The sequence below is a fragment of the Serratia sp. (in: enterobacteria) genome, from assembly GCF_052400455.1.
GTDB classification, from domain to species: Bacteria; Pseudomonadota; Gammaproteobacteria; order Enterobacterales; family Enterobacteriaceae; genus Serratia; species Serratia ureilytica.
Genome location: NZ_CP185812.1, coordinates 4,375,477 through 4,394,731, shown reverse-complemented (window position 1 = coordinate 4,394,731; position 19,255 = coordinate 4,375,477). Strand labels below are relative to the sequence as shown.

17 protein-coding genes are annotated in these 19,255 nt (G+C 60.9%); 11 read left to right on the top strand and 6 right to left on the bottom strand.

The features are described 5' to 3' along the window. Positions 1-83: 83 nt before the first annotated feature. Complete coding sequence (gene hasF, locus ACORQT_RS21150) at positions 84-1,583, bottom strand: multidrug efflux transporter outer membrane subunit HasF (RefSeq protein WP_042785394.1); 1,500 nt, start codon at positions 1,581-1,583, stop codon at positions 84-86. Between the two features lie 347 nt (positions 1,584-1,930). On the opposite strand from hasF, the gene nudF reads away from it, so the two are divergent. From nudF to ACORQT_RS21120, 6 genes are all read left to right on the top strand, one after another. After that, the gene (nudF, locus tag ACORQT_RS21145) at positions 1,931-2,563 is read left to right on the top strand and encodes an ADP-ribose diphosphatase (RefSeq protein ID WP_004937242.1); all 633 of its coding nucleotides are present in this window, start codon (positions 1,931-1,933) and stop codon (positions 2,561-2,563) included. Next, positions 2,563-2,988 carry a DUF1249 family protein gene (locus tag ACORQT_RS21140; RefSeq protein ID WP_033651295.1) on the top strand — a complete coding sequence of 142 codons (426 nt, stop codon included), beginning with the start codon at positions 2,563-2,565 and terminating at the stop codon, positions 2,986-2,988. Before nudF ends, ACORQT_RS21140 begins: the two co-directional genes overlap by 1 nt. A 27-nt stretch (positions 2,989-3,015) precedes the next feature. Continuing rightward, on the top strand, positions 3,016-3,843 hold the full coding sequence (gene cpdA, locus ACORQT_RS21135) for a 3',5'-cyclic-AMP phosphodiesterase (protein ID WP_004937250.1): 828 nt from the start codon (positions 3,016-3,018) through the stop codon (positions 3,841-3,843). Next, entirely contained in the window at positions 3,843-4,427 is a 585-nt protein-coding gene (yqiA, locus tag ACORQT_RS21130; protein WP_164057062.1) for an esterase YqiA, read from the top strand. Before cpdA ends, yqiA begins: the two co-directional genes overlap by 1 nt. 46 nt (positions 4,428-4,473) lie before the next feature. Next, positions 4,474-6,369, top strand: a complete 1,896-nt coding sequence (parE, locus tag ACORQT_RS21125; protein WP_025304305.1) for a DNA topoisomerase IV subunit B — start codon at positions 4,474-4,476, stop codon at positions 6,367-6,369. An 82-nt stretch (positions 6,370-6,451) separates the two neighbouring features. After that, on the top strand, positions 6,452-7,348 hold the full coding sequence (locus ACORQT_RS21120) for a LysR substrate-binding domain-containing protein (RefSeq protein WP_047026465.1): 897 nt from the start codon (positions 6,452-6,454) through the stop codon (positions 7,346-7,348). An 8-nt stretch (positions 7,349-7,356) separates the two neighbouring features. On the opposite strand, the gene ACORQT_RS21115 is transcribed toward ACORQT_RS21120, so the two are convergent. Continuing rightward, entirely contained in the window at positions 7,357-7,665 is a 309-nt protein-coding gene (locus ACORQT_RS21115) for a putative quinol monooxygenase (RefSeq protein ID WP_033644613.1), read from the bottom strand. 33 nt (positions 7,666-7,698) lie between these two features. Beyond that, positions 7,699-8,280 carry an NAD(P)H-dependent oxidoreductase gene (locus ACORQT_RS21110; RefSeq protein WP_164057063.1) on the bottom strand — a complete coding sequence of 194 codons (582 nt, stop codon included), beginning with the start codon at positions 8,278-8,280 and terminating at the stop codon, positions 7,699-7,701. A 325-nt stretch (positions 8,281-8,605) separates the two neighbouring features. Between ACORQT_RS21110 and parC the strand changes: the two genes are divergently transcribed. The 3 genes from parC to ftsP all read left to right on the top strand — a co-directional run bounded on the left by parC (position 8,606) and on the right by ftsP (position 13,408). Further along, positions 8,606-10,879: a DNA topoisomerase IV subunit A gene (parC, locus tag ACORQT_RS21105; protein WP_004937261.1), complete on the top strand. Its 2,274-nt coding sequence runs from the start codon at positions 8,606-8,608 to the stop codon at positions 10,877-10,879. Positions 10,880-11,125: 246 nt separating this feature from the next. After that, positions 11,126-11,860 (top strand): 1-acylglycerol-3-phosphate O-acyltransferase, encoded by a 735-nt coding sequence (locus ACORQT_RS21100; RefSeq protein WP_004937266.1) that lies wholly within the window; start codon positions 11,126-11,128, stop codon positions 11,858-11,860. Between the two features lie 132 nt (positions 11,861-11,992). Then, the gene (ftsP, locus tag ACORQT_RS21095; protein WP_033644615.1) at positions 11,993-13,408 is read left to right on the top strand and encodes a cell division protein FtsP; all 1,416 of its coding nucleotides are present in this window, start codon (positions 11,993-11,995) and stop codon (positions 13,406-13,408) included. A 17-nt stretch (positions 13,409-13,425) separates the two neighbouring features. Here the strand turns inward: ftsP and ACORQT_RS21090 are convergent, their stop codons facing one another. Then, on the bottom strand, positions 13,426-14,337 hold the full coding sequence (locus tag ACORQT_RS21090; RefSeq protein WP_164057064.1) for a LysR family transcriptional regulator: 912 nt from the start codon (positions 14,335-14,337) through the stop codon (positions 13,426-13,428). A 136-nt stretch (positions 14,338-14,473) separates the two neighbouring features. Between ACORQT_RS21090 and xapA the strand changes: the two genes are divergently transcribed. Both xapA and ACORQT_RS21080 read left to right on the top strand, forming a co-directional pair. Then, the gene (gene xapA, locus ACORQT_RS21085; RefSeq protein ID WP_164057065.1) at positions 14,474-15,295 is read left to right on the top strand and encodes a xanthosine phosphorylase; all 822 of its coding nucleotides are present in this window, start codon (positions 14,474-14,476) and stop codon (positions 15,293-15,295) included. Between the two features lie 81 nt (positions 15,296-15,376). Further along, on the top strand, positions 15,377-16,627 hold the full coding sequence (locus ACORQT_RS21080; protein WP_047575471.1) for a nucleoside permease: 1,251 nt from the start codon (positions 15,377-15,379) through the stop codon (positions 16,625-16,627). A gap of 34 nt (positions 16,628-16,661) precedes the next feature. Here ACORQT_RS21080 and ACORQT_RS21075 read toward each other — a convergent pair whose 3' ends face one another. Both ACORQT_RS21075 and ACORQT_RS21070 read right to left on the bottom strand, forming a co-directional pair. After that, positions 16,662-17,594, bottom strand: a complete 933-nt coding sequence (locus ACORQT_RS21075; protein WP_042785388.1) for a PfkB family carbohydrate kinase — start codon at positions 17,592-17,594, stop codon at positions 16,662-16,664. Then, the gene (locus ACORQT_RS21070; protein WP_042785387.1) at positions 17,591-18,988 is read right to left on the bottom strand and encodes a purine-cytosine permease family protein; all 1,398 of its coding nucleotides are present in this window, start codon (positions 18,986-18,988) and stop codon (positions 17,591-17,593) included. The genes ACORQT_RS21075 and ACORQT_RS21070 overlap by 4 nt, the downstream gene beginning before the upstream one ends. Between the last annotated feature and the right edge of the window lie 267 nt (positions 18,989-19,255).

Genomic DNA, 19,255 nt, shown 5'->3' with positions numbered 1-19,255 from the left:
GCGGCGGGCAGAAGCGGGGAAAATCGGGACAAAAAAACGGGGCGCGGCGCAGGCCGGACCCCGTGTTTGTCAGCGTGCGGACATCAGTTGCGGAATGGATTGCCGCTGTGGCGAGCCGGTTGGCTGGTGGTAACGGCCGGCGCGGATGCGCGAGTGGCCGCCGGTGCCGGCGCCGCAGTCTGTTGCATCGGCGCATTGTCCTGATAACCGTCCGCATAGGCGTCCTGCGCGCGGTTTTGTGGTGCGACGGCGTCAGGTGCGGTTGATACCGGCTTGCCCAACGCGCCGTTCAGCAGCAGCAGATCGTTCTGGTTCAGCGTGCCGAGCGCCGACTTGATGTTCAGCTGGTTGATCAAATAGGTATAACGCGCGTCGGACAGCTGACGTTTGGCGTTATACAGCGTGGTGGTGGCGTCCAGCACATCGACGATGGTGCGGGTACCGACCTGATAACCGGCTTCCATCGCGTCCAGGGAGCTCTGTGCGGAGATCACCGCCTGTTTGTAGGCGTTGATGCTGCTGATCGAAGCGTTAACGTTGTTGAACGATGAACGCACGGTCTGCACCACGCTGCGGTGAGCGCTTTCCAGCTGCTCGCTGGCGCCGACAAAGCCGTACTGCGCTTGTTTAACCTGCGAGTTAGTCGCGCCGCCGCTGTACAGCGGCAGGTTGAAGCTCAGACCGACTTTGTTCTGACCGATATCGGCGTCAGGAGTGGTATTGCGCGAGCCATTGTTCTTGGTATTTGAAATCGCTGTGGACGCGCTGAGATCTATGGTCGGCATATAGCCGGTCTGTGCGGCGCGGATTTGCTCGCGCGCCAGATCCTGGCTCAGGCGGGCGGACAGCAGGCTCAGGTTGCGCGCCTCCGCTTCTTTCAGCAGGTTGTTCACCGCTTCCGGGCGCTGGGTGCTGAAGCGATCGGTGTTCAGCGAGGCCAGCTCAGGGTAGAAGCTGCCGGTGACCTGACGCAGCGTTTCCAGCGCGTTGTCCAGATCGTTGCGGGCGGAGACTTCCGCCGCCAGCACGGTGTCATAGTTCGAGCGGGCGTTCTGCACGTCGGTGATCGCCACCAGGCCCACGTTGAAGCGCTGAGTGGTTTGATCCAGCGTGCGGTACACCGCGTCTTTCTGCGCCTGGGTATACGACAGCGTGTCGATCGCCTTCAGCACGTTGAAGTAGGCGGTGGCGGTGTTGAGAATAAGCTGTTGCTCAGCGGTCTGGAAGGTGACGTCGGAGATGCCGGCGGTCTTTTCCTGCAGCGTCAGCTGGCGCCATTTCGACATGTCGAAGATAGTTTGCGTCAGCGCCAGCGAGCCGCTGGTTGCGTTGCTGTTCTGATCGCGCTGGTCACGATAGCCATTGGTATGGGTATAACCGGCGGTCAGGCCGAGCTGCGGCAGCAGCGGGCTGCGCGCTTCATTGATCTTTTCGAATGCGGCGTCGCGGTCAGCAGCACTTTTGCGCAGATCCGGGTTACTTTCCCTGGCCTGTTTGTAGACCTGCAGCAGGTTCTCTGCCTGGCTCATTGCACTGAAGCCGCCCAGGCTCAGTCCGATAAGAAGGGGGAGCAGTTTCTTCATTTGCATTCCTTGTTGTGCAGCAATATTGCTATGTTAGCGCTGACGATAGACGAAATAGTTGCCGATTCTAGCAGAGTCTGCGGTACGCATCAGGTGGCTGAATGTGCCATCTCACGTAACTTTTACCTTTCAGACCGCCCATTTACCTTGGCGTACTGCCCGGGCCGACTGCAGCTGATATTATGGCTGACAATCAGGATTGTTTCCCGCTATTACCCGCGAGCGCACAAACGCGCCGCGTCCGGCGGCGAAAAACAGCCTAACATAAAGCGGCGGCGGTGAGACCCGCTGTTTCTGTCATAAAAACCGTTTATTTTATCGGCATACTCACGCAGGAGAATTCGCGCATGAACCGTTCGCAGCCGTCACCCGTCACCTTCGATAAAAAAGATGTAGAAATTATTGCACGCGAGACGCTGTACCGTGGTTTTTTTTCACTCAATTTATACCGGTTTCGCCATCGCTTGTTCAATGGCGAAATGAGTCCTGAAATCACGCGTGAAATTTTCGAACGCGGCCATGCGGCGGTGCTGCTGCCCTACGACCCGGTGCGCGATGAAGTGGTGCTGATTGAACAACTGCGCATCGCCGCGGTCGATACCAGTAATTCGCCCTGGCTGCTGGAAATGGTGGCGGGTATGATCGAAACCGGCGAAAGCGTCGAAGACGTGTGCCGCCGCGAAGCGCAGGAAGAAGCCGGCGTGGTGGTCGGGCGCTGCAAGCCGGTGCTGAGCTATCTGGCCAGCCCCGGCGGCACCAGCGAACGCTTGTCGATCATGGTCGGCGAGGTGGACGCTGGCACCGCCGAAGGCATCCACGGCCTGGCGGAAGAGCATGAAGATATTCGCGTCCACGTGGTCAGCCGCGAGCAGGCTTACCGCTGGGTGGAAGAAGGCGCGATCGATAACGCCGCATCAGTGATTGCATTGCAATGGCTGGCGTTGCACCATGAATCGTTGAGAAAAGAGTGGGCCAACTAATGAAACAGCGCTATACCCCTGATTTCCCCGAAATGATGAGATTGTGCGAAACCAACTTCGCGCAATTGCGCCGCTTGCTGCCGCGCAACGACGAAGCGGGCGAAACGGTGACTTATCAGGTGAACGGCGCTAGCTATCGTTTGACCATCGTTGAGTCCACGCGTTACACGTCGCTGGTGGAGATCGAGCAGATCTTTCCGGCGGTCAGCTACTGGAGCCTGCCCGCGATGACGGTGCGGTTATACCATGACGCCATGGTTGCGGAAGTGTGTTCCAGTCAGCAGATCTACCGCTTTAAAGCGCGTTATGATTATCCTAATAAAAAGTTGCATCAACGCGACGAAAAGCATCAAATTAACCAGTTTCTTGCTGATTGGCTGCGCTACTGTTTGGCGCATGGAGCGATGGCGGTTCCGGTTTGTTAGACAGACTGAAATAACAAAGGACACCATTTGGAAAGCCTGTTTAAACTGCCCGTGGCGAGTGGGGCCGCGGTCAGGATTCTACAAATAACAGATACCCACCTTTTTGCCGGCGAACACGAGACGTTGCTCGGCATCAATACCTATCGCAGCTATCACGCGGTGCTGGACGCCATTCAGGCGCAGCGCCGCGATGTCGATTTGATCGTCGCCACGGGAGATTTGGCGCAGGATCATTCGCAGGAGGCGTACCGCCACTTCGCCGCCGGCATCGCGCAACTGCCGGCCCCGTGCGTGTGGCTGCCGGGCAACCACGATTTCCAACCGGCGATGGTCGACGCGTTGGCCGCCGCCGGCATCGCCCCTTCCAAGCAGGTGCTGCTGGGCGATAACTGGCAGGTGCTGATGTTGGACAGCCAGGTGTTCGGCGTACCGCACGGCGAGCTGAGCGAATACCAGCTCGAGTGGATGGAGCGCTGCCTGCAGGCGCACCCCGAGCGTTACACGCTGTTGCTGCTGCACCACCATCCGCTGCCTTCCGGCTGCACCTGGCTCGATCAGCACAGCCTGCGCAACCCGCATATGCTAGGCGCGATCCTGTTGCGCTACCCGAAGGTGAATACCGTGGTGTGCGGTCATATTCACCAGGATCTGGATCTGGAATGGCAGGGCCGGCGTCTGTTGGCGACGCCGTCCACCTGCGTGCAATTCAAGCCGCACTGCACTAACTTTACCATCGACGACGTCTCCCCCGGCTGGCGTTACCTCGATCTGCTGCCGGACGGCCGCGTCGAGACGCAGGTGTTCCGCCTGGAAAACGACGATTTCCGCCCCGATATGGACTCGGATGGATACTGATGCCTTCGACACTGCTCTACCTGCACGGTTTCAACAGCTCGCCGCAGTCGGCCAAGGCGGTGGCCTTCAAGGCCTGGCTGGCCGAACACCATCCCGCTATCGAGATGCTGGTGCCGCAGTTGCCGGCCTTTCCGGCGGAGGCCGCCGAAATGCTGGAAAATCTGGTGCTGGAACGCGCCGGACAAACGCTCGGATTGGTGGGGTCCTCGCTGGGCGGCTATTACGCCACCTGGCTGTCGCAGTGTTTTTCGCTGCCGGCGGTGGTGGTCAACCCGGCGGTCAAGCCGTTTGAGCTGCTGGTCGACTATCTCGGCGCCAACGAGAACCCCTACACCGGCCAGCAATATGTGTTAGAGTCTCGTCACGTTTACGATCTGAAAGTGATGCAGATCGATCCTTTGGAGTCGCCGGATTTAATCTGGCTGCTGCAGCAAACGGGCGATGAAATTCTCGATTACGGCCAGGCAGTGGCGTATTACACCGCGTGTCGGCAAACGGTGGAGTCGGGTGGAAACCACGCCTTCGTCGGTTTCGAGCACTACTTCCCCCAGATTGTGGATTTTTTAGGGCTAAACTCGGTCTGACGGACCGTTCCGGCACCTCCCTTTAACCACGAAAAAATAATCAACGATGACTCAATCCAGCTATAACGCTGATGCCATTGAAGTACTCAGCGGTCTAGAACCAGTGCGCCGTCGTCCCGGCATGTATACCGACACGACGCGCCCAAACCACCTCGGCCAAGAGGTGATCGATAACAGCGTCGACGAAGCGTTGGCCGGACACGCCAAGCGTATCGACGTGATCCTGCACGCCGATCAGTCGCTGGAAGTGATCGACGACGGCCGCGGCATGCCGGTGGACATCCACCCGGAAGAGGGCGTGCCGGCGGTTGAGTTGATCCTGTGCCGACTGCACGCCGGCGGTAAATTCTCGAATAAAAACTACCAGTTCTCCGGCGGCCTGCACGGCGTTGGGATCTCGGTGGTCAACGCCCTGTCGAAGCGGGTGGAAGTCAACGTGCGCCGCGACGGCAACGTTTACGGCATCGCCTTCGAAAACGGCGACAAAGTGCAAGATCTGACGGTGACCGGCACCTGCGGCAAACGCAACACCGGCACCAGCGTGCACTTCTGGCCGGACGAACAGTTCTTCGACAGCCCGCGTTTCTCGGTGTCGCGCCTCACTCACCTGCTGAAAGCCAAAGCGGTGCTGTGCCCCGGCGTTGAGATCTATTTCATCGACAAGGTGAACAACACTGAGCAGCGCTGGTGCTACCAGGACGGCCTGACCGACTACCTGATGGAAGCGGTTAACGGCCTGATCACCCTGCCGGAAGCGCCGTTCGTCGGCAATTTCGCCGGTGATACCGAAGCGGTGGACTGGGCGCTGCTGTGGCTGCCGGAAGGCGGCGAGCTGCTGACCGAAAGCTACGTCAACCTGATCCCGACCATGCAGGGCGGCACCCATGTCAACGGCCTGCGTCAGGGGCTGCTGGACGCGATGCGCGAGTTCTGCGAATTCCGCAACATCCTGCCGCGCGGCGTGAAGCTGTCGGCGGAGGATATCTGGGATCGCTGCGCTTACGTGCTGTCGGTGAAGATGCAGGATCCGCAGTTCGCCGGGCAGACCAAAGAGCGTCTCTCTTCGCGTCAGTGCGCGGCCTTCGTTTCCGGCGTGGTGAAAGATGCTTTCAGCCTGTGGCTGAACCAGAACGTTCAGGCGGCGGAACAGCTGGCCGAGCTGGCGATTTCCAGCGCCCAACGCCGTCTGCGCGCCGCCAAGAAAGTGGTGCGCAAGAAGCTGACCAGCGGGCCGGCGCTGCCGGGCAAGCTGGCGGACTGCACCTCGCAGGATCTGGCCATGACCGAACTGTTCCTGGTGGAAGGGGACTCGGCGGGCGGATCGGCCAAGCAGGCGCGCGATCGCGAATATCAGGCGATCATGCCGCTGAAGGGCAAGATCCTGAATACCTGGGAAGTCTCCTCGGACGAAGTGCTGGCCTCGCAGGAAGTGCATGACATTTCCGTGGCGATCGGCATCGATCCGGACAGCGAAGATCTCAGCCAGTTGCGCTACGGCAAAATCTGCATCCTGGCGGATGCGGACTCCGACGGTCTGCACATCGCTACGCTGCTGTGCGCGCTGTTCGTGCGCCACTTCCGTTCGCTGGTGAAAGGCGGGCACGTTTATGTGGCCATGCCGCCGCTGTACCGCATCGATCTCGGTAAAGAGGTGTTCTACGCGCTGGATGAAGAAGAGAAAGCCGGCGTGCTGGAACAGCTGAAGCGGAAGAAAGGCAAGCCGAACGTCCAGCGCTTTAAAGGGCTGGGCGAGATGAACCCGCTGCAGCTGCGCGAAACCACCCTCGATCCGAACACCCGCCGTCTGGTGCAATTGACGGTCGCGGAAGATGATGTCGATCAGACGCTGGCGGTGATGGACATGCTGTTGGCCAAGAAGCGTTCGGAAGATCGCCGCAACTGGCTGCAAGACAAGGGCGACATGGCCGAATTGGCGGTCTGAGCCTGACCCTGGCCCGGTGAAACGCCGGGCCGGCTTTCCCGCAGGGCGTTCATGCGGCGCCCGATAACCTGGGCCGGAATGCATGAAGATCACGCTCGAAGAATTGCTGGCGTTCACTTCGGTGGTCGACAGCGGTTCCATCACCGCCGCCGCCGATCAGCTCGGCCAGACGACTTCCGGCATCAGCCGCGCGCTCAGCCGCCTGGAGAATAAGCTCGATACCACCCTGATGCGCCGCACTACGCGTCGCCTGGAGCTGACCGAAGAGGGGCAAAGCTTCCTGAGCCATGCGCGTACGATCATCAACTCGGTGGAAAATGCCGAAGAACAAATGGCGGTGCGCCGGCAGATGCCGGCCGGGCGACTGCGGATCAATGCGGCTGCGCCTTTTATGGAGCACGTCATCGTGCCGCTGGTGGCGGGGTTCAGGGAACGTTATCCGCAAATTTCGCTCGAGCTGAACACCGACAATCTGATCATCGATCTGCTGGAAAAACGCACGGATATCGCCATTCGCATCGGCGCGTTGCGCGATTCGACCATTCATGCGCGCGCGCTGGGCGCCAGCCGGTTGCGCATCCTCGCCAGCCCGGCTTATCTGCAGAAGCACGGCACGCCGCAGAGCGTGGAGGCGTTGCACCGGCATTGTCTGCTCGGTTTTACCCAGCCGGAATCGCTGAACCAGTGGCCGTTGCGCTATCGCCAGGCGCCGCATTTCACCATCACGCCGACGATCTCGGCGTCCAGCGGTGAAACGCTGCGGCAATTGGCGCTGCGGGGCGAGGGGATCGTACAGCTGGCAGACTTTATGACCCGACGCGATCGGGAAGCGGGCAAGTTGGTGACGTTGCTGGAGCAGGAGACGCTGGACGTGCGCCAGCCGATTAATGCGGTGTATTACCGCAATACGCAATTGGCGGCGCGCATCACCTGTTTTCTTGACTACGTCAGCGCGCACATCGACGCGCAGACGTTATAAGGCGGAGCTTACAGGGCGTTTTCCAGGATGTAGATCTCGGTGTCCAGCACGCTGTCTTTGAGGGTGTCGCGGTGTTTGAGCATGTGCTCGATGGCCAGATGTTTTTCCAGATGCGCCATGCTTTCCCATTTCTCCAGCATGAACACCGAATCCGGCGACCGCTTCTGCCACGGCGCCTGGGTATTGCTGTCGACCATCGGCGTGTATTCGCCGCAACCCTCTTCCGCCAGCACCAGCGGCACCAGCTTTTCAATGGCTTGCAGTACGGTGGCGCGGTGGCCGGGTTTCACTTTGATTTCTGCGATTACGGTGATCATGCTTACCTCGTTGATGAGTATGTTCTGCGTCAGTTAAGCAAAAATTATCGCCAGATGCTCGCGATAACGTGCGATGTCCGCTTCGATATCCGGTTGTTTTATCACGTCATTGCAGATAAAGGTCGGCAGCGCTTCCATTCCCAGGAACTGGTTGGCCTTGTGGAAGTGCAGGTAAACGCCGTCGACGCCGACGCCGTGGAAGAACTGATCGGGATCGGTGAAGGCCTCCAGCGGGGCGTTCCAGGTCAGGCTCAGCAGGTATTTTTTGCCCTGGATCAGGCCGCCGGAGCCATATTTTTTGCTTTCGTCAGAACGAGAGCGGCCGTCGTTGGCATACAGGCTGCCGTGACCGGCGGTGAACACTTCATCGATGTATTTTTTCAGGATCCAGGGTTCGCCCATCCACCAGCCCGGCATCTGGTAGATGACCGCGTCGGCCCACAGGTATTTCTTTACCTCTGCTTCGATGTCATAACCGTCGTCGACCACGGTGACCTGCACATCGTGCTGCAGATCGCGCAGGAAGCTTTCCGCCACGTCGCTCAGGGTTTGGTTGAGTTCGCCGTTAGAATGGCCGAATTGTTTTTTAGCGTTGATAATCAGGATATTGCTCATCTTTCGCGGCTCCCGTCAGAGTTAAGATATGGCATGCTTCCCGCCGAAAAGGCGGAAACCAGCTCGCTGGCGACGAGTGTAATCGTTAGGCAGGCAAGTAAAAATGCGATCCAGCGCACAACAGTGTTGACTGCCAGTCAATAAACGGGCCGCCAGACAGCGAAATTTTGCATAAACCGCAGCGCGCAACCGGCCGCCGCCGGCGATCCTTGCGCCAACTGTGACAGCCACCCTGCAGATGGGTTACTATCGCGGGCAGAATCGACAAGCGATGCCTTTTGTCGTCCAAGGGATTGCCAAGCCACGGTCTGAGGATAATTGAGTAATGAGTGATCTGACTCATGACGGTGTAGAGCGTTTACCGCTGCACACATTCACTGAAAACGCCTATCTGAACTATTCCATGTACGTCATCATGGATCGGGCGTTGCCGTACATTGGCGACGGTTTGAAGCCGGTACAACGCCGCATCATCTACGCCATGTCTGAACTGGGGCTGACCAACAGCGCCAAATTCAAGAAGTCCGCCCGCACCGTGGGCGACGTGCTGGGTAAATATCACCCGCACGGCGACAGCGCGTGTTATGAAGCCATGGTGCTGATGGCGCAGCCGTTCTCGTATCGCTATCCGCTGGTGGACGGCCAGGGGAACTGGGGTGCGCCGGACGATCCCAAGTCGTTCGCGGCGATGCGTTATACCGAATCGCGCCTGTCCAAATACGCCGAGGTCTTGCTGGCCGAACTGGGCCAGGGCACGGTCGACTGGATCCCGAACTTTGACGGCACGCTGCAAGAGCCGAAGATGTTGCCGGCGCGCCTGCCGAACATCCTGCTGAACGGCACCACCGGCATCGCGGTCGGCATGGCGACCGACATTCCGCCGCACAACGTGCGCGAAGTCGCCGCCGCCGCGGTGGCGCTGCTCGACAAGCCGGGCGCTTCGCTCGATGACCTGCTCGAGTTCGTGCAGGGGCCGGACTTCCCGACCGAAGCCGAGATCATCACCCCGCGCGATGAAATTCGCAAAATTTACCAGAGCGGCCGCGGCTCGGTGCGCATGCGCGCCGTGTGGAAGAAAGAGGATGGCAGCGCGGTGATCACCGCCTTGCCGCATCAGGTTTCCGGCGCCAAGGTGCTGGAGCAGATAGCCAGCCAGATGCGCGCCAAGAAGCTGCCGATGGTCGAAGACCTGCGCGACGAATCCGATCACGAGAACCCGACGCGTCTGGTGATCGTGCCACGTTCCAACCGCATCGATCTGGAGCAGGTGATGAATCACCTGTTCGCCACCACCGATCTGGAGCGCAGCTACCGCATCAACATGAACATGATCGGTCTGGACAACCGCCCGCAGGTGAAAGGGCTGGTGGAGATCCTCACCGAATGGCTGGCCTACCGTCGCGATACGGTGCGTCGCCGCCTGAACTACCGCCTCGAGAAGGTGCTCAAGCGCCTGCATATCCTCGAAGGTTTGCTGGTGGCGTTCCTCAACATCGACGAGGTGATCCACATCATCCGCAGCGAGGATGAGCCGAAGCCGGTGCTGATGCAGCGTTTCGGCATCTCCGATACCCAGGCGGAAGCGATCCTCGAGCTGAAACTGCGTCACCTGGCCAAGCTGGAAGAGGTCAAGATCCGCGGCGAGCAGGACGAACTGGCGAAAGAGCGCGATCAGCTGCAGGCGCTGCTGGCGTCCGAACGCAAGCTGAATACGCTGATTAAGAAAGAGATCCAGGCCGATGCGCAGACCTACGGCGACGATCGCCGTTCGCCGCTGACCGAGCGCGCGGAAGCCAAGGCGATGAGCGAGCACGACTTCGTGCCGTCCGAGCCGGTGACCATCGTGCTGTCGGAAATGGGCTGGGTGCGCAGCGCCAAGGGCCATGACATCGATCCGACCGGGTTGAGCTACAAGGCCGGCGACAGCTTCCGCGGCGCGGCGCGCGGCAAGAGCAATCAGCCGGTGGTGTTTATCGACTCTACCGGGCGCAGCTATGCGCTCGATCCGATGACGCTGCCTTCGGCGCGCGGGCAGGGCGAGCCGCTGACCGGCAAGCTGACGCCGCCGCCGGGCGCCACCATCGAGCAGGTGCTGATGGCGGCCGACGATCAGAAGCTGCTGATGGCGTCTGACGCCGGTTACGGTTTCGTCTGCACCTTTAACGATCTGGTGGCGCGCAACCGCGCCGGCAAGGTGATGATCACGCTGCCGGACAACGCCAGAGCGCTGCCGCCGATGGAGATCCACGGCGCAGACGATATGCTGCTGTCGATCACCGCCGCCGGGCGCATGCTGATGTTCCCGGTCGCCGATCTGCCGCAGCTGTCGAAGGGCAAGGGCAACAAGATCGTCTCCATTCCGGCGGCGCAGGCCGCCGCCGGTGAAGACAAGCTGGCCTGGCTGTTCGTGCTGCCGCCGCAGGCGTCCGTCACGCTGCACGTCGGCAAACGCAAGCTGACGCTGCGTCCGGAAGATCTGCAGAAGTTCCGTGCGGAACGCGGCCGCAAGGGCACCCAACTGCCGCGCGGCCTGCAGCGCATCGATCGCGTCGAAGTGGATGCGCCGGTGCGGGCGTCGGGTGGCGACAGCGAAGAGTAAGCGTTGGCACCAGCGTTAACGGGCGGTCGCAGCATGCTGTGGCCGCCTTATTTATTTTTGCTGGCGTTTATTTTCCAAATAGTTAACATTTCTGCGCATAAAATTATTGTGCGTACTGCCGCCTGGCGGGAAAATAGCGAGAAATGCAGGCGACATAGGCGTGCTTTCCGCCTGGTCGGCACATAATGAGTAAAGGAATCTGCGCAGCGAAGTAAACTGCGTTGGCAGTGTGCTAATGAGGTTGTTATGTTATTGATTTTGCGTGCCGTTCTCGCCACTCTTTTCTGTATTCTGGTGTGTATTTTCGGTTCGGTTTATTGCTTGTTCAGTCCGCGTAATCCTCGCCATGTGGCGACCTTCGGCCATCTTTTCGGCCGTCTGTCGACGCTGTTCGGCATCAAGGTTGAAACCCGCGTGCCGGCCGATGCGGCCAACAACGGCAACTGCATCTATATCGCCAACCACCAAAATAACTACGACATGGTGACGGCCTCTAATATCGTGCAGCCGCGCACCGTGACGGTCGGTAAAAAAAGTCTGGTGTGGATCCCGTTTTTCGGCCCGCTGTATTGGCTGACCGGTAATCTGCTGATAGATCGTGATAATCGCGCCAAGGCGCACGGCACCATCGCCCAGGTGGCGGAGCAGTTCAAGAAGAAAGACATTTCGATCTGGATGTTCCCGGAAGGGACCCGCAGCCGCGGCCGTGGGCTGATGCCGTTTAAAACCGGCGCGTTCCACGCGGCCATCGCCGCCGGCGTGCCGATTGTGCCTATCTGCGTATCCACCACCAGCGGTAATATAAATCTTAATCGCTGGAATAACGGCCATGTGATCGTCGAGATGTTGGCGCCGGTGGATACCAGCAAATACGGCAAAGAAAACGTGCGCGAGCTGGCGGCCCATTGCCGCGAGCTGATGGAGGCGAAAATCGCCGAATTGGACGCCGAAGTCGCCCAGCGCAACGCCGCCAAAAAATAAGAGTCTACCGGCTTCAAAGAAGAGTTTTTTAATTGGCGTTCAGCGCCGTTAACGCCTGAGCGCCTGCTAATCTTGATTGGCGGGCGTTTGGGTTTTGCACACGGTTTAGTTATTGCTTTTCATGGAGAAAATATGTCACTCAGTCGACGTCAGTTTTTACAGGCATCGGGCCTGGCGCTGTGCGCGGGCGCCGTGCCGCTGAGGGCTGAGGCGAGCGGAACGCAGACCCCATTACCCATTCCCCCGCTGCTGGAGTCTCGCCGCGGTCAGCCGCTGTTCCTGACCTTGCAGCGCGCCCACTGGGCGTTTATGGATAACCGCAAAGCGGCGGTGTGGGGCATCAACGGCATGTACCTGGGGCCGACGGTGCGGGTTTACAGCGGCGACGACGTCAAACTGATCTACAGCAACCGCCTGCAGGAGCCGGTGGCGATGACCATCAGCGGTCTGCAGGTGCCGGGCACGCTGATGGGCGGCGCGCCGCGTATGATGTCGCCCAACGTTGACTGGTCGCCGGTGCTGCCCATTCGTCAGGCGGCGGCTACCTGCTGGTACCACGCCAACACGCCAAACCGCATGGCGCCGCACGTGTACAACGGGCTGGCCGGGCTGTGGCTGGTGGAGGATGCCGTCAGCAAAGCGCTGCCGCTGCCCAACCACTACGGCGTCGACGATTTCCCGCTGATCATTCAGGACAAACGCTTCGATAACTTCGGCACGCCGCAATACGATGCGCCGTCGCAGGGCGGCTTCGTCGGCGATACGCTGTTGGTCAACGGCGTGCAAAACCCGTATGTCGACGTGTCGCGCGGCTGGGTGCGTTTGCGTTTGCTCAACGCCTCCAACGCGCGGCGTTATACCCTGCAGCTCAGCGACGGGCGGCCGTTCAACGTGATCGCCAGCGATCAGGGCTTCCTGCCTGCGCCGGTTGCGGTGCAGCAGCTGTCGCTGGCGCCGGGCGAGCGCCGGGAAGTGCTGATCGACATGTCGAAGGGCGACGAGGTGACCATCACCGCCGGTGAAGCGGCGGGCATCATGGATCGCCTGCGCGGCCTGTTCGAGCCGTCGAGCATTCTGGTGTCCACCCAGGTGCTGACGCTGCGCCCGACCGGCCTGCTGCCGCTGGTGACCGACAACCTGCCGATGCGCCTGCTGGCGGATCAGCTGTTGGACGGCAGCGCCAGCCGCACCCGCGATTTCCGCCTGGGCGACGGCGGCGTCGGCATCAACGGCGCAATTTGGGACATGAACCGCATCGACGTACAGGCGCAGCAAGGCACCTGGGAACGCTGGAACATTCATGCGGATACGCCGCAGTCGTTCCATATTCAGGGCGTGCAGTTCCTGATTAAACGCGTCAACGGCGCGCAGCCGATGGCGGAAGATCGCGGCTGGAAGGATACCGTCTGGGTCGATGGCGACGTCGAGCTGCTGGTGTATTTCAACCAATCCACCTCCGAACACTTCCCGTTCCTGTATTACAGCCAGACGCTGGAGATGGCCGATCGCGGCACCGCCGGCCAGCTGATGGTGCAGCCGACGATGTAACCCGCTCTGCGGGCCGCTTAGGGCGCCCGCAGCATCGCCAAAAAAGCCTGCACCACCGGCGTGACGCTGTCGGTACGGTATACCGCATACAGATCCGCCGGGGGCGCCTGCTGCAGCGAGCAAAACCGCACGCCGGGCCACGGGATGCGGCCGTAGCTGTCCGGCAGCAGCGTAATGCCGCAGCCTTCCGCCACCAGCGCCAGCAGGGTTTGCGGTTCATTGACCTGATAAGCGACGTCCGGCAAAAATCCCTGCTGCAGACACAGATTGTGCAGATACAGCCCAAGGCTGGCCTCATGCGGCGGCAGCACGATGAAGCTGTCGTTTTGCAGCGCCGCCAGCGGGATATTCTCCTTCTGTGCCAGCGGATGATCGAGCGGCAGCACCACGGCGATGCTTTCGCGCGCCAGCCGTTGGCAGCTCAATCCCGGCAGCGTCTGCTGCTGCGCCTCTCTCCATACCCCGATATCGATATGCCGCTTTTGCAGCGCGGCGATTTGCTGGCTGGGCGTCAGCTCATTCAACGACCAGGTAGCGCCGACGCTCTGCTCGCTGAACCGCCGCAGCGCCGCAATCAAGCCGCCCCAGGCCGAGGTGCCGACCATGCCGACCACCATGTGGCCGCCTTCGCCGCGCCCCATTTGTTGCACCTGATGCAGCGCGCTGTCGGCCTGATCCAGCAGCCGCTCGACGTTGCGCAGCAGCGTGCGGCCGGCCGGCGTCAGCGTCATGGAGCGGGTGGTGCGTTTGAACAGCACCACGCCGAGCTGGTTCTCCAGCTCTTTGATGTGCTTGCTGAGCGGCGGCTGTGACATATTCAACCGCCGCGCCGCCAGAGTGAAATTCATCTCTTCCGCCACCACGCGGAAATAGTGCAGCAGGCGGAAGTTAATTCGACCGGGATCGGGCAGGGCATGGGGCGGGTTCATCCGGGGTATCGCCTCCTGTGACGCAGCTCAACTTATAGATAAATGGAATAAATCGGCCGCCAAGAATGTATTGGTCTCGGCCGCGCCTCGCTCTCTACTATGGGGCTTATTGTCCCCCGCTTAAAGAGAGAATACGATGTTTAATCAAGAAGATGCTTTTATTTGCGCCGATGTTGTCCGCGCAAGTCTGCCCGGTTTTCAGCCTAAAGCGGCCTTGATTCTCGGCTCCGGTCTCGGCGCTCTGGCGGAGGTGATGACCGAAACCGTCACCCTCGATTACGCGGCGCTGCCGGGCTTCCCGGTGAGCGGCGTCGCCGGCCACGCCGGGCAACTGGTCGCCGGCAAGCTGGAGGGCGTGCCGGTCTTGTGCATGAAAGGGCGCGGCCACTTCTATGAAGGGCGCGGCATGCAGGTGATGACCACCGCAGTGCGCACCTTCAAACTGCTGGGCTGCGAATTCCTGTTGGCGACCAACGCCGCCGGTTCGCTGCGCCGCTCGGTGGCGCCGGGCAGCCTGGTGGCCATTACCGATCATATCAATTTCATGCCGGAATCGCCGCTGGTCGGCGCCAACGACGAGCGCTTCGGGCCGCGCTTCTTCAGCCTGGCGAACGCCTACGATCGCGATCTGCGCGCCCAACTGGCGGCGGTGGCCGAAAGCGCGGGCATCCCGCTGGCGGAAGGGGTGTTCGCCGCTTACACCGGGCCGAACTTCGAAACGCCGGCGGAGATCCGCATGATGCAGACCCTCGGCTGCGACGTCGTGGGCATGTCGATCGTGCCGGAAGTCCTGACGGCGCGCCACTGCGGTCTCAAGGTGCTGGTGGTGTCCGCGATGACCAACTACGCCGAAGGGCTGTCGGATACGCCTCTTTCTCACGAACAAACGCTCAGCTGCGCGGCGCTGGCGGCGGACGATTTCATGCGCCTGATCCGCGAGCTGTTCAAAACGCTGTGACACCGTAAGCAAACCGGCGGCGGGCTGCAGGGGGCCCGCCGCACCAATCATCGTTGAAAGCATAATAACAAGGTGATGGCGATGGCGATAAAAACACGATTGAAGGTGATGATTTTCCTGCAGTTCTTTATCTGGGGCGCCTGGCTGGTGACGCTGGGCTCCTATATGATCAACACGCTGCATTTCAGCGGCATGCAGGTGGGAATGGTGTACAGCGCCAAGGGGATCGCGGCGCTGATCATGCCGGGCCTGGCGGGCATCATTGCCGATCGTTGGGTGAGGGCCAACTACCTGTATGCGCTTTGCCACCTGCTCGGGGCGCTGGCGCTGTACTGTGCGGCGCAGGTTGAGCAACCGATGCTGATGTTCTGGGTAATGCTGTTCAACGCCATGGTCTATATGCCGACCATCGCGCTCTCCAACGCCATTTCCTATTTTTGCCTGGAGAAGCACGGCTTTGACACGGTAAAGGACTTTCCGCCGGTGCGGGTGTACGGCACCGTGGGATTCATTCTGGCAATGTGGCTGGTCGGTTTCAGCCAAATCGAGCTCAGTAATCTGCAGCTGTATCTGGCTTCTGCGGCGTCGCTGCTGCTGTCCGCCTATTCGCTGACGCTGCCGCGCTGCCCGACCAACCGCGCGGCCGAGTCGAAGCGCTGGGTGAGCGTGCTGGGGCTGGATGCGCTGGTGCTGTTTCGCCAGCGGCGCATGGCGCTGTTTTTCCTGTTCGCCATGTTGCTCGGCGCGGCGCTGCAGATAACCAACACCTTCGGCAACCCGTTCCTGCACGATCTGTCGCTCAATCCGCTATATCAGGACAGCCTCAGCGTCCGGTATCCGGCGGTGCTGCTGTCGCTGTCGCAGATCTCTGAAGTGTTCTTTATCCTCACCATTCCCTTTTTCCTGCGCCGTTACGGCATCAAGCAGGTGATGCTGATCAGTATGGCGGCCTGGACGCTGCGTTTCCTGTTCTTGGCCTACGGCACGCCGGTCGGTTTTGGTTTCGTGCTGCTGCTGTTGTCGATGATCGTTTACGGTTGCGCGTTCGACTTCTTTAATATTTCCGGCGCCATTTTCGTCGAGAAGGAGGCCGATCACCGCATCCGCGCCAGCGCGCAGGGGCTATTCATGACCATGGTCAACGGTCTGGGCGCCTATGTGGGGGCGCTCGCCAGCGGCGAAGTGGTGGATTTCTTCAGCCATGACGGCGTGAAAGACTGGCAGAGCATCTGGCTGGTGTTTGCGCTGTATACGCTGGTGCTGGGGATTGTGTTCGCGTTGAGCTTCAACTATCGCCACTCGCCGCAGGAGAGTGCGGCGGCGGCGCAGTAAGGCTTAGGGCGCTGGATGGTGGCGCCCTGAAACGTCAGGCCTGCGGGAAGCGTTGTTGCAGTTGATGCCGGTCCGGCGGATTGGCGGCGCCGAGGCTGGCCGCCACGCAGGCGGCGACCCGGTTGGCCAGATCGACCGCCCGCGGCAGCGGCCAGCCGGCGGACAGCCCCGCCAGCAAACCGGCGCAGTGGGCATCGCCCGCGCCGATGGTATCGATGACGTCCACCGGATAGGCGGGAACGTGCAGCGGCGGCGTGCGGCCGTCGCAGATCCAGGCGCCGTCGCGATCCAGGCGGCAGATCAGCGTCAGGTTACGGGCGGCGGCATAGCGCTGCGCGGCATCCACGGCGTCGCCGGCGCCGCACAGCGCGGCCACTTCGTCGCGGTTGAGCGTCAGCAGGGTGTGGCTGTCGCTGAGCATGGCGAAGAAATCTTCGCTGAGCTGGGCGATGCGCGGGCCGGGATCGATCAGACGCGGTTGGTCGAACGGCATGCGCGTCAGCCACTCGCGCAGCGCTTCGCCGTTTTCGCCCGCCAGCTCGTAGCCGCTGGCGTAGATCAGGGTGTGTTCCGTCAGCGGCAGCGTGGCCAGCTGCGCTTTATTCCATTGGCTTTCGCAACCGGAAACCGTGATGAAGGTGCGTTCGCCGTTCGGCTCCACCAGCGCCAGGCACCAGCCATTGTCCATCTGGCCGTGGCGCAACAGCACCTCCAGCCCCAGTTCGCCCATGGCGGCTTCGATCGCCGCGCCCCATTCGCCGTTGCCGACCGGCATACCGTTGATCACCGGCACTTCAAGGCGCGTCAGCGCGCGCGCCACGTTGAACGCGCAACCGCCGATTTGCCGCGCCTGCGGCTGGGCTTCGATATCTTCGCCGCTGGTCGGCAGGCGCGGCAGCGTCATCACCAGATCGCCGACCGCGCCCCCTATCACCAGGACAGGCGTTACAGCTTCCCACTCATTCATTGATGTTCTCTGCGTTGGGTCAGGTACAGACCGTAAGCGATCAGACTAACCGCAAACGACACAAACAGCCCCAGGCTGGAGTCGGCAAACAAGCCTTTAGCCAGCGGGCCGTCGATAAAACCGGTTTTGGTGACCAGCAGGCCGCACAGGGCGCCGAGGAACCAGCAGAACAGCGGGGCTTTGCGCACGCCGCGGTTCTGGCCATGCAGGCCGTACAAAGCGTTGCCATCATACCCGTGGCGGCGGCGCAGGCACAGGTAATCGAGCAGGAAAATCGCCTCCCAGGCTGCCAGGAACACCCCGCAGAACACCAGGAAGGAGATGAACGGCCCCATAAAATCGCCGGAGATGAACAGCACATACAGGGCGATACCCAGCACTACCACGGCGTCGATCGATACCGCCAACCACTGTTTGACCTGCACGCCGATGGTCAGCAGGTTAAGGCTGGCGGAATACAGGCTGAGCACCGCGATGGTGACGATGCCGGCGGTGGCGGCCAGCAGATAAGGGATCGCCATCCAGGCGGGCAGCACTGAGCCTATCAGCGCGATGGGATTGGCGGCGTTGGCCAGATCGGGCAGCTGCACGGAAAGCAGAATGCCGGCCAGCATCAGCAGCATCAGCGGCAAACAGGCGCCGCCCATCACCGCGGCGAAAATGCTTTTGCTCGACGAATTCGGGCTTTGATAGCGGCTGTAATCGGCGCCGGCGATCGCCCAACTGATGCCGGTACCGGCGGCGATCACCGAGACCGCCGGCAGGAAGCCGGTCAGCCAGCTGCCGGAAGGCAGCGCCAGCACCTGGCTCCACTCGGTGTTGAACAGGATATAAAGCACCACGATCAGCGTCATGGTGCCGAAGATGCGGCTGAACCAGCTTTGCATCCAGACTACGGTATTCTGCCCCAGCAGGCTGACGACGATAGTGAGCCCGGCGAACAGCAACAGGCTGAGCGCGGTCAGCAGATGGCTGGCCCCCAGCCCGAAGGCCTCGAACAGCGCCGCCAGCGTCAGGGTGCCGGTGATCACGTTGACCGCTTCCCAGCCCATCAGATTGATCCAACTGAACAGGGTAGGCGCCACGTTGCCCTTCAGCCCGAAAATCACTCGCGACAGCGTCAGCGTAGAGGTGCGCCCGCGCTTGCCGGCGAAGCTGGTGAGGCCAACCAGCACGAAGCTGGCGACGCCGAACAAGGCGGCGAGCACCGATTGCAGGAAGGATAAGCCGAAGCCGACGATGATGGCGCCATACACCACGCCGAGAATGCCGATATTGGCTGCAGACCAGATCCAAAACAGCTCGATGGGCCGCCCGGTCTGTTCCGCATCCGGCACCCGGTCGATACCGGTGCTCTCTACCTTCCATGCTTCATTGCGATTGATATCGGTCATAGCAATTGATCCCTGTTGCGCAGGGCCTTGAGGGCCGCCGCAGTTAACTGAAAAGCGATTTTGTTGGCGCTGCGGCCGCCGCCTCGGATGAGGCTTGCCGACCGCACGGCGCCAATGAGTGTAGACAAAGAGTGGGTCTGCAGCGGAGTTTGGAAGAGAGAGAACGTTTTTATTTGCAGGCATCAGTCCGTTTCACCCGGCGCAAGGGGGATCGCGCGAGGGGATGATGAGCCGTGAGCAAGCTATCCATTAGCACCGTTGCTTATT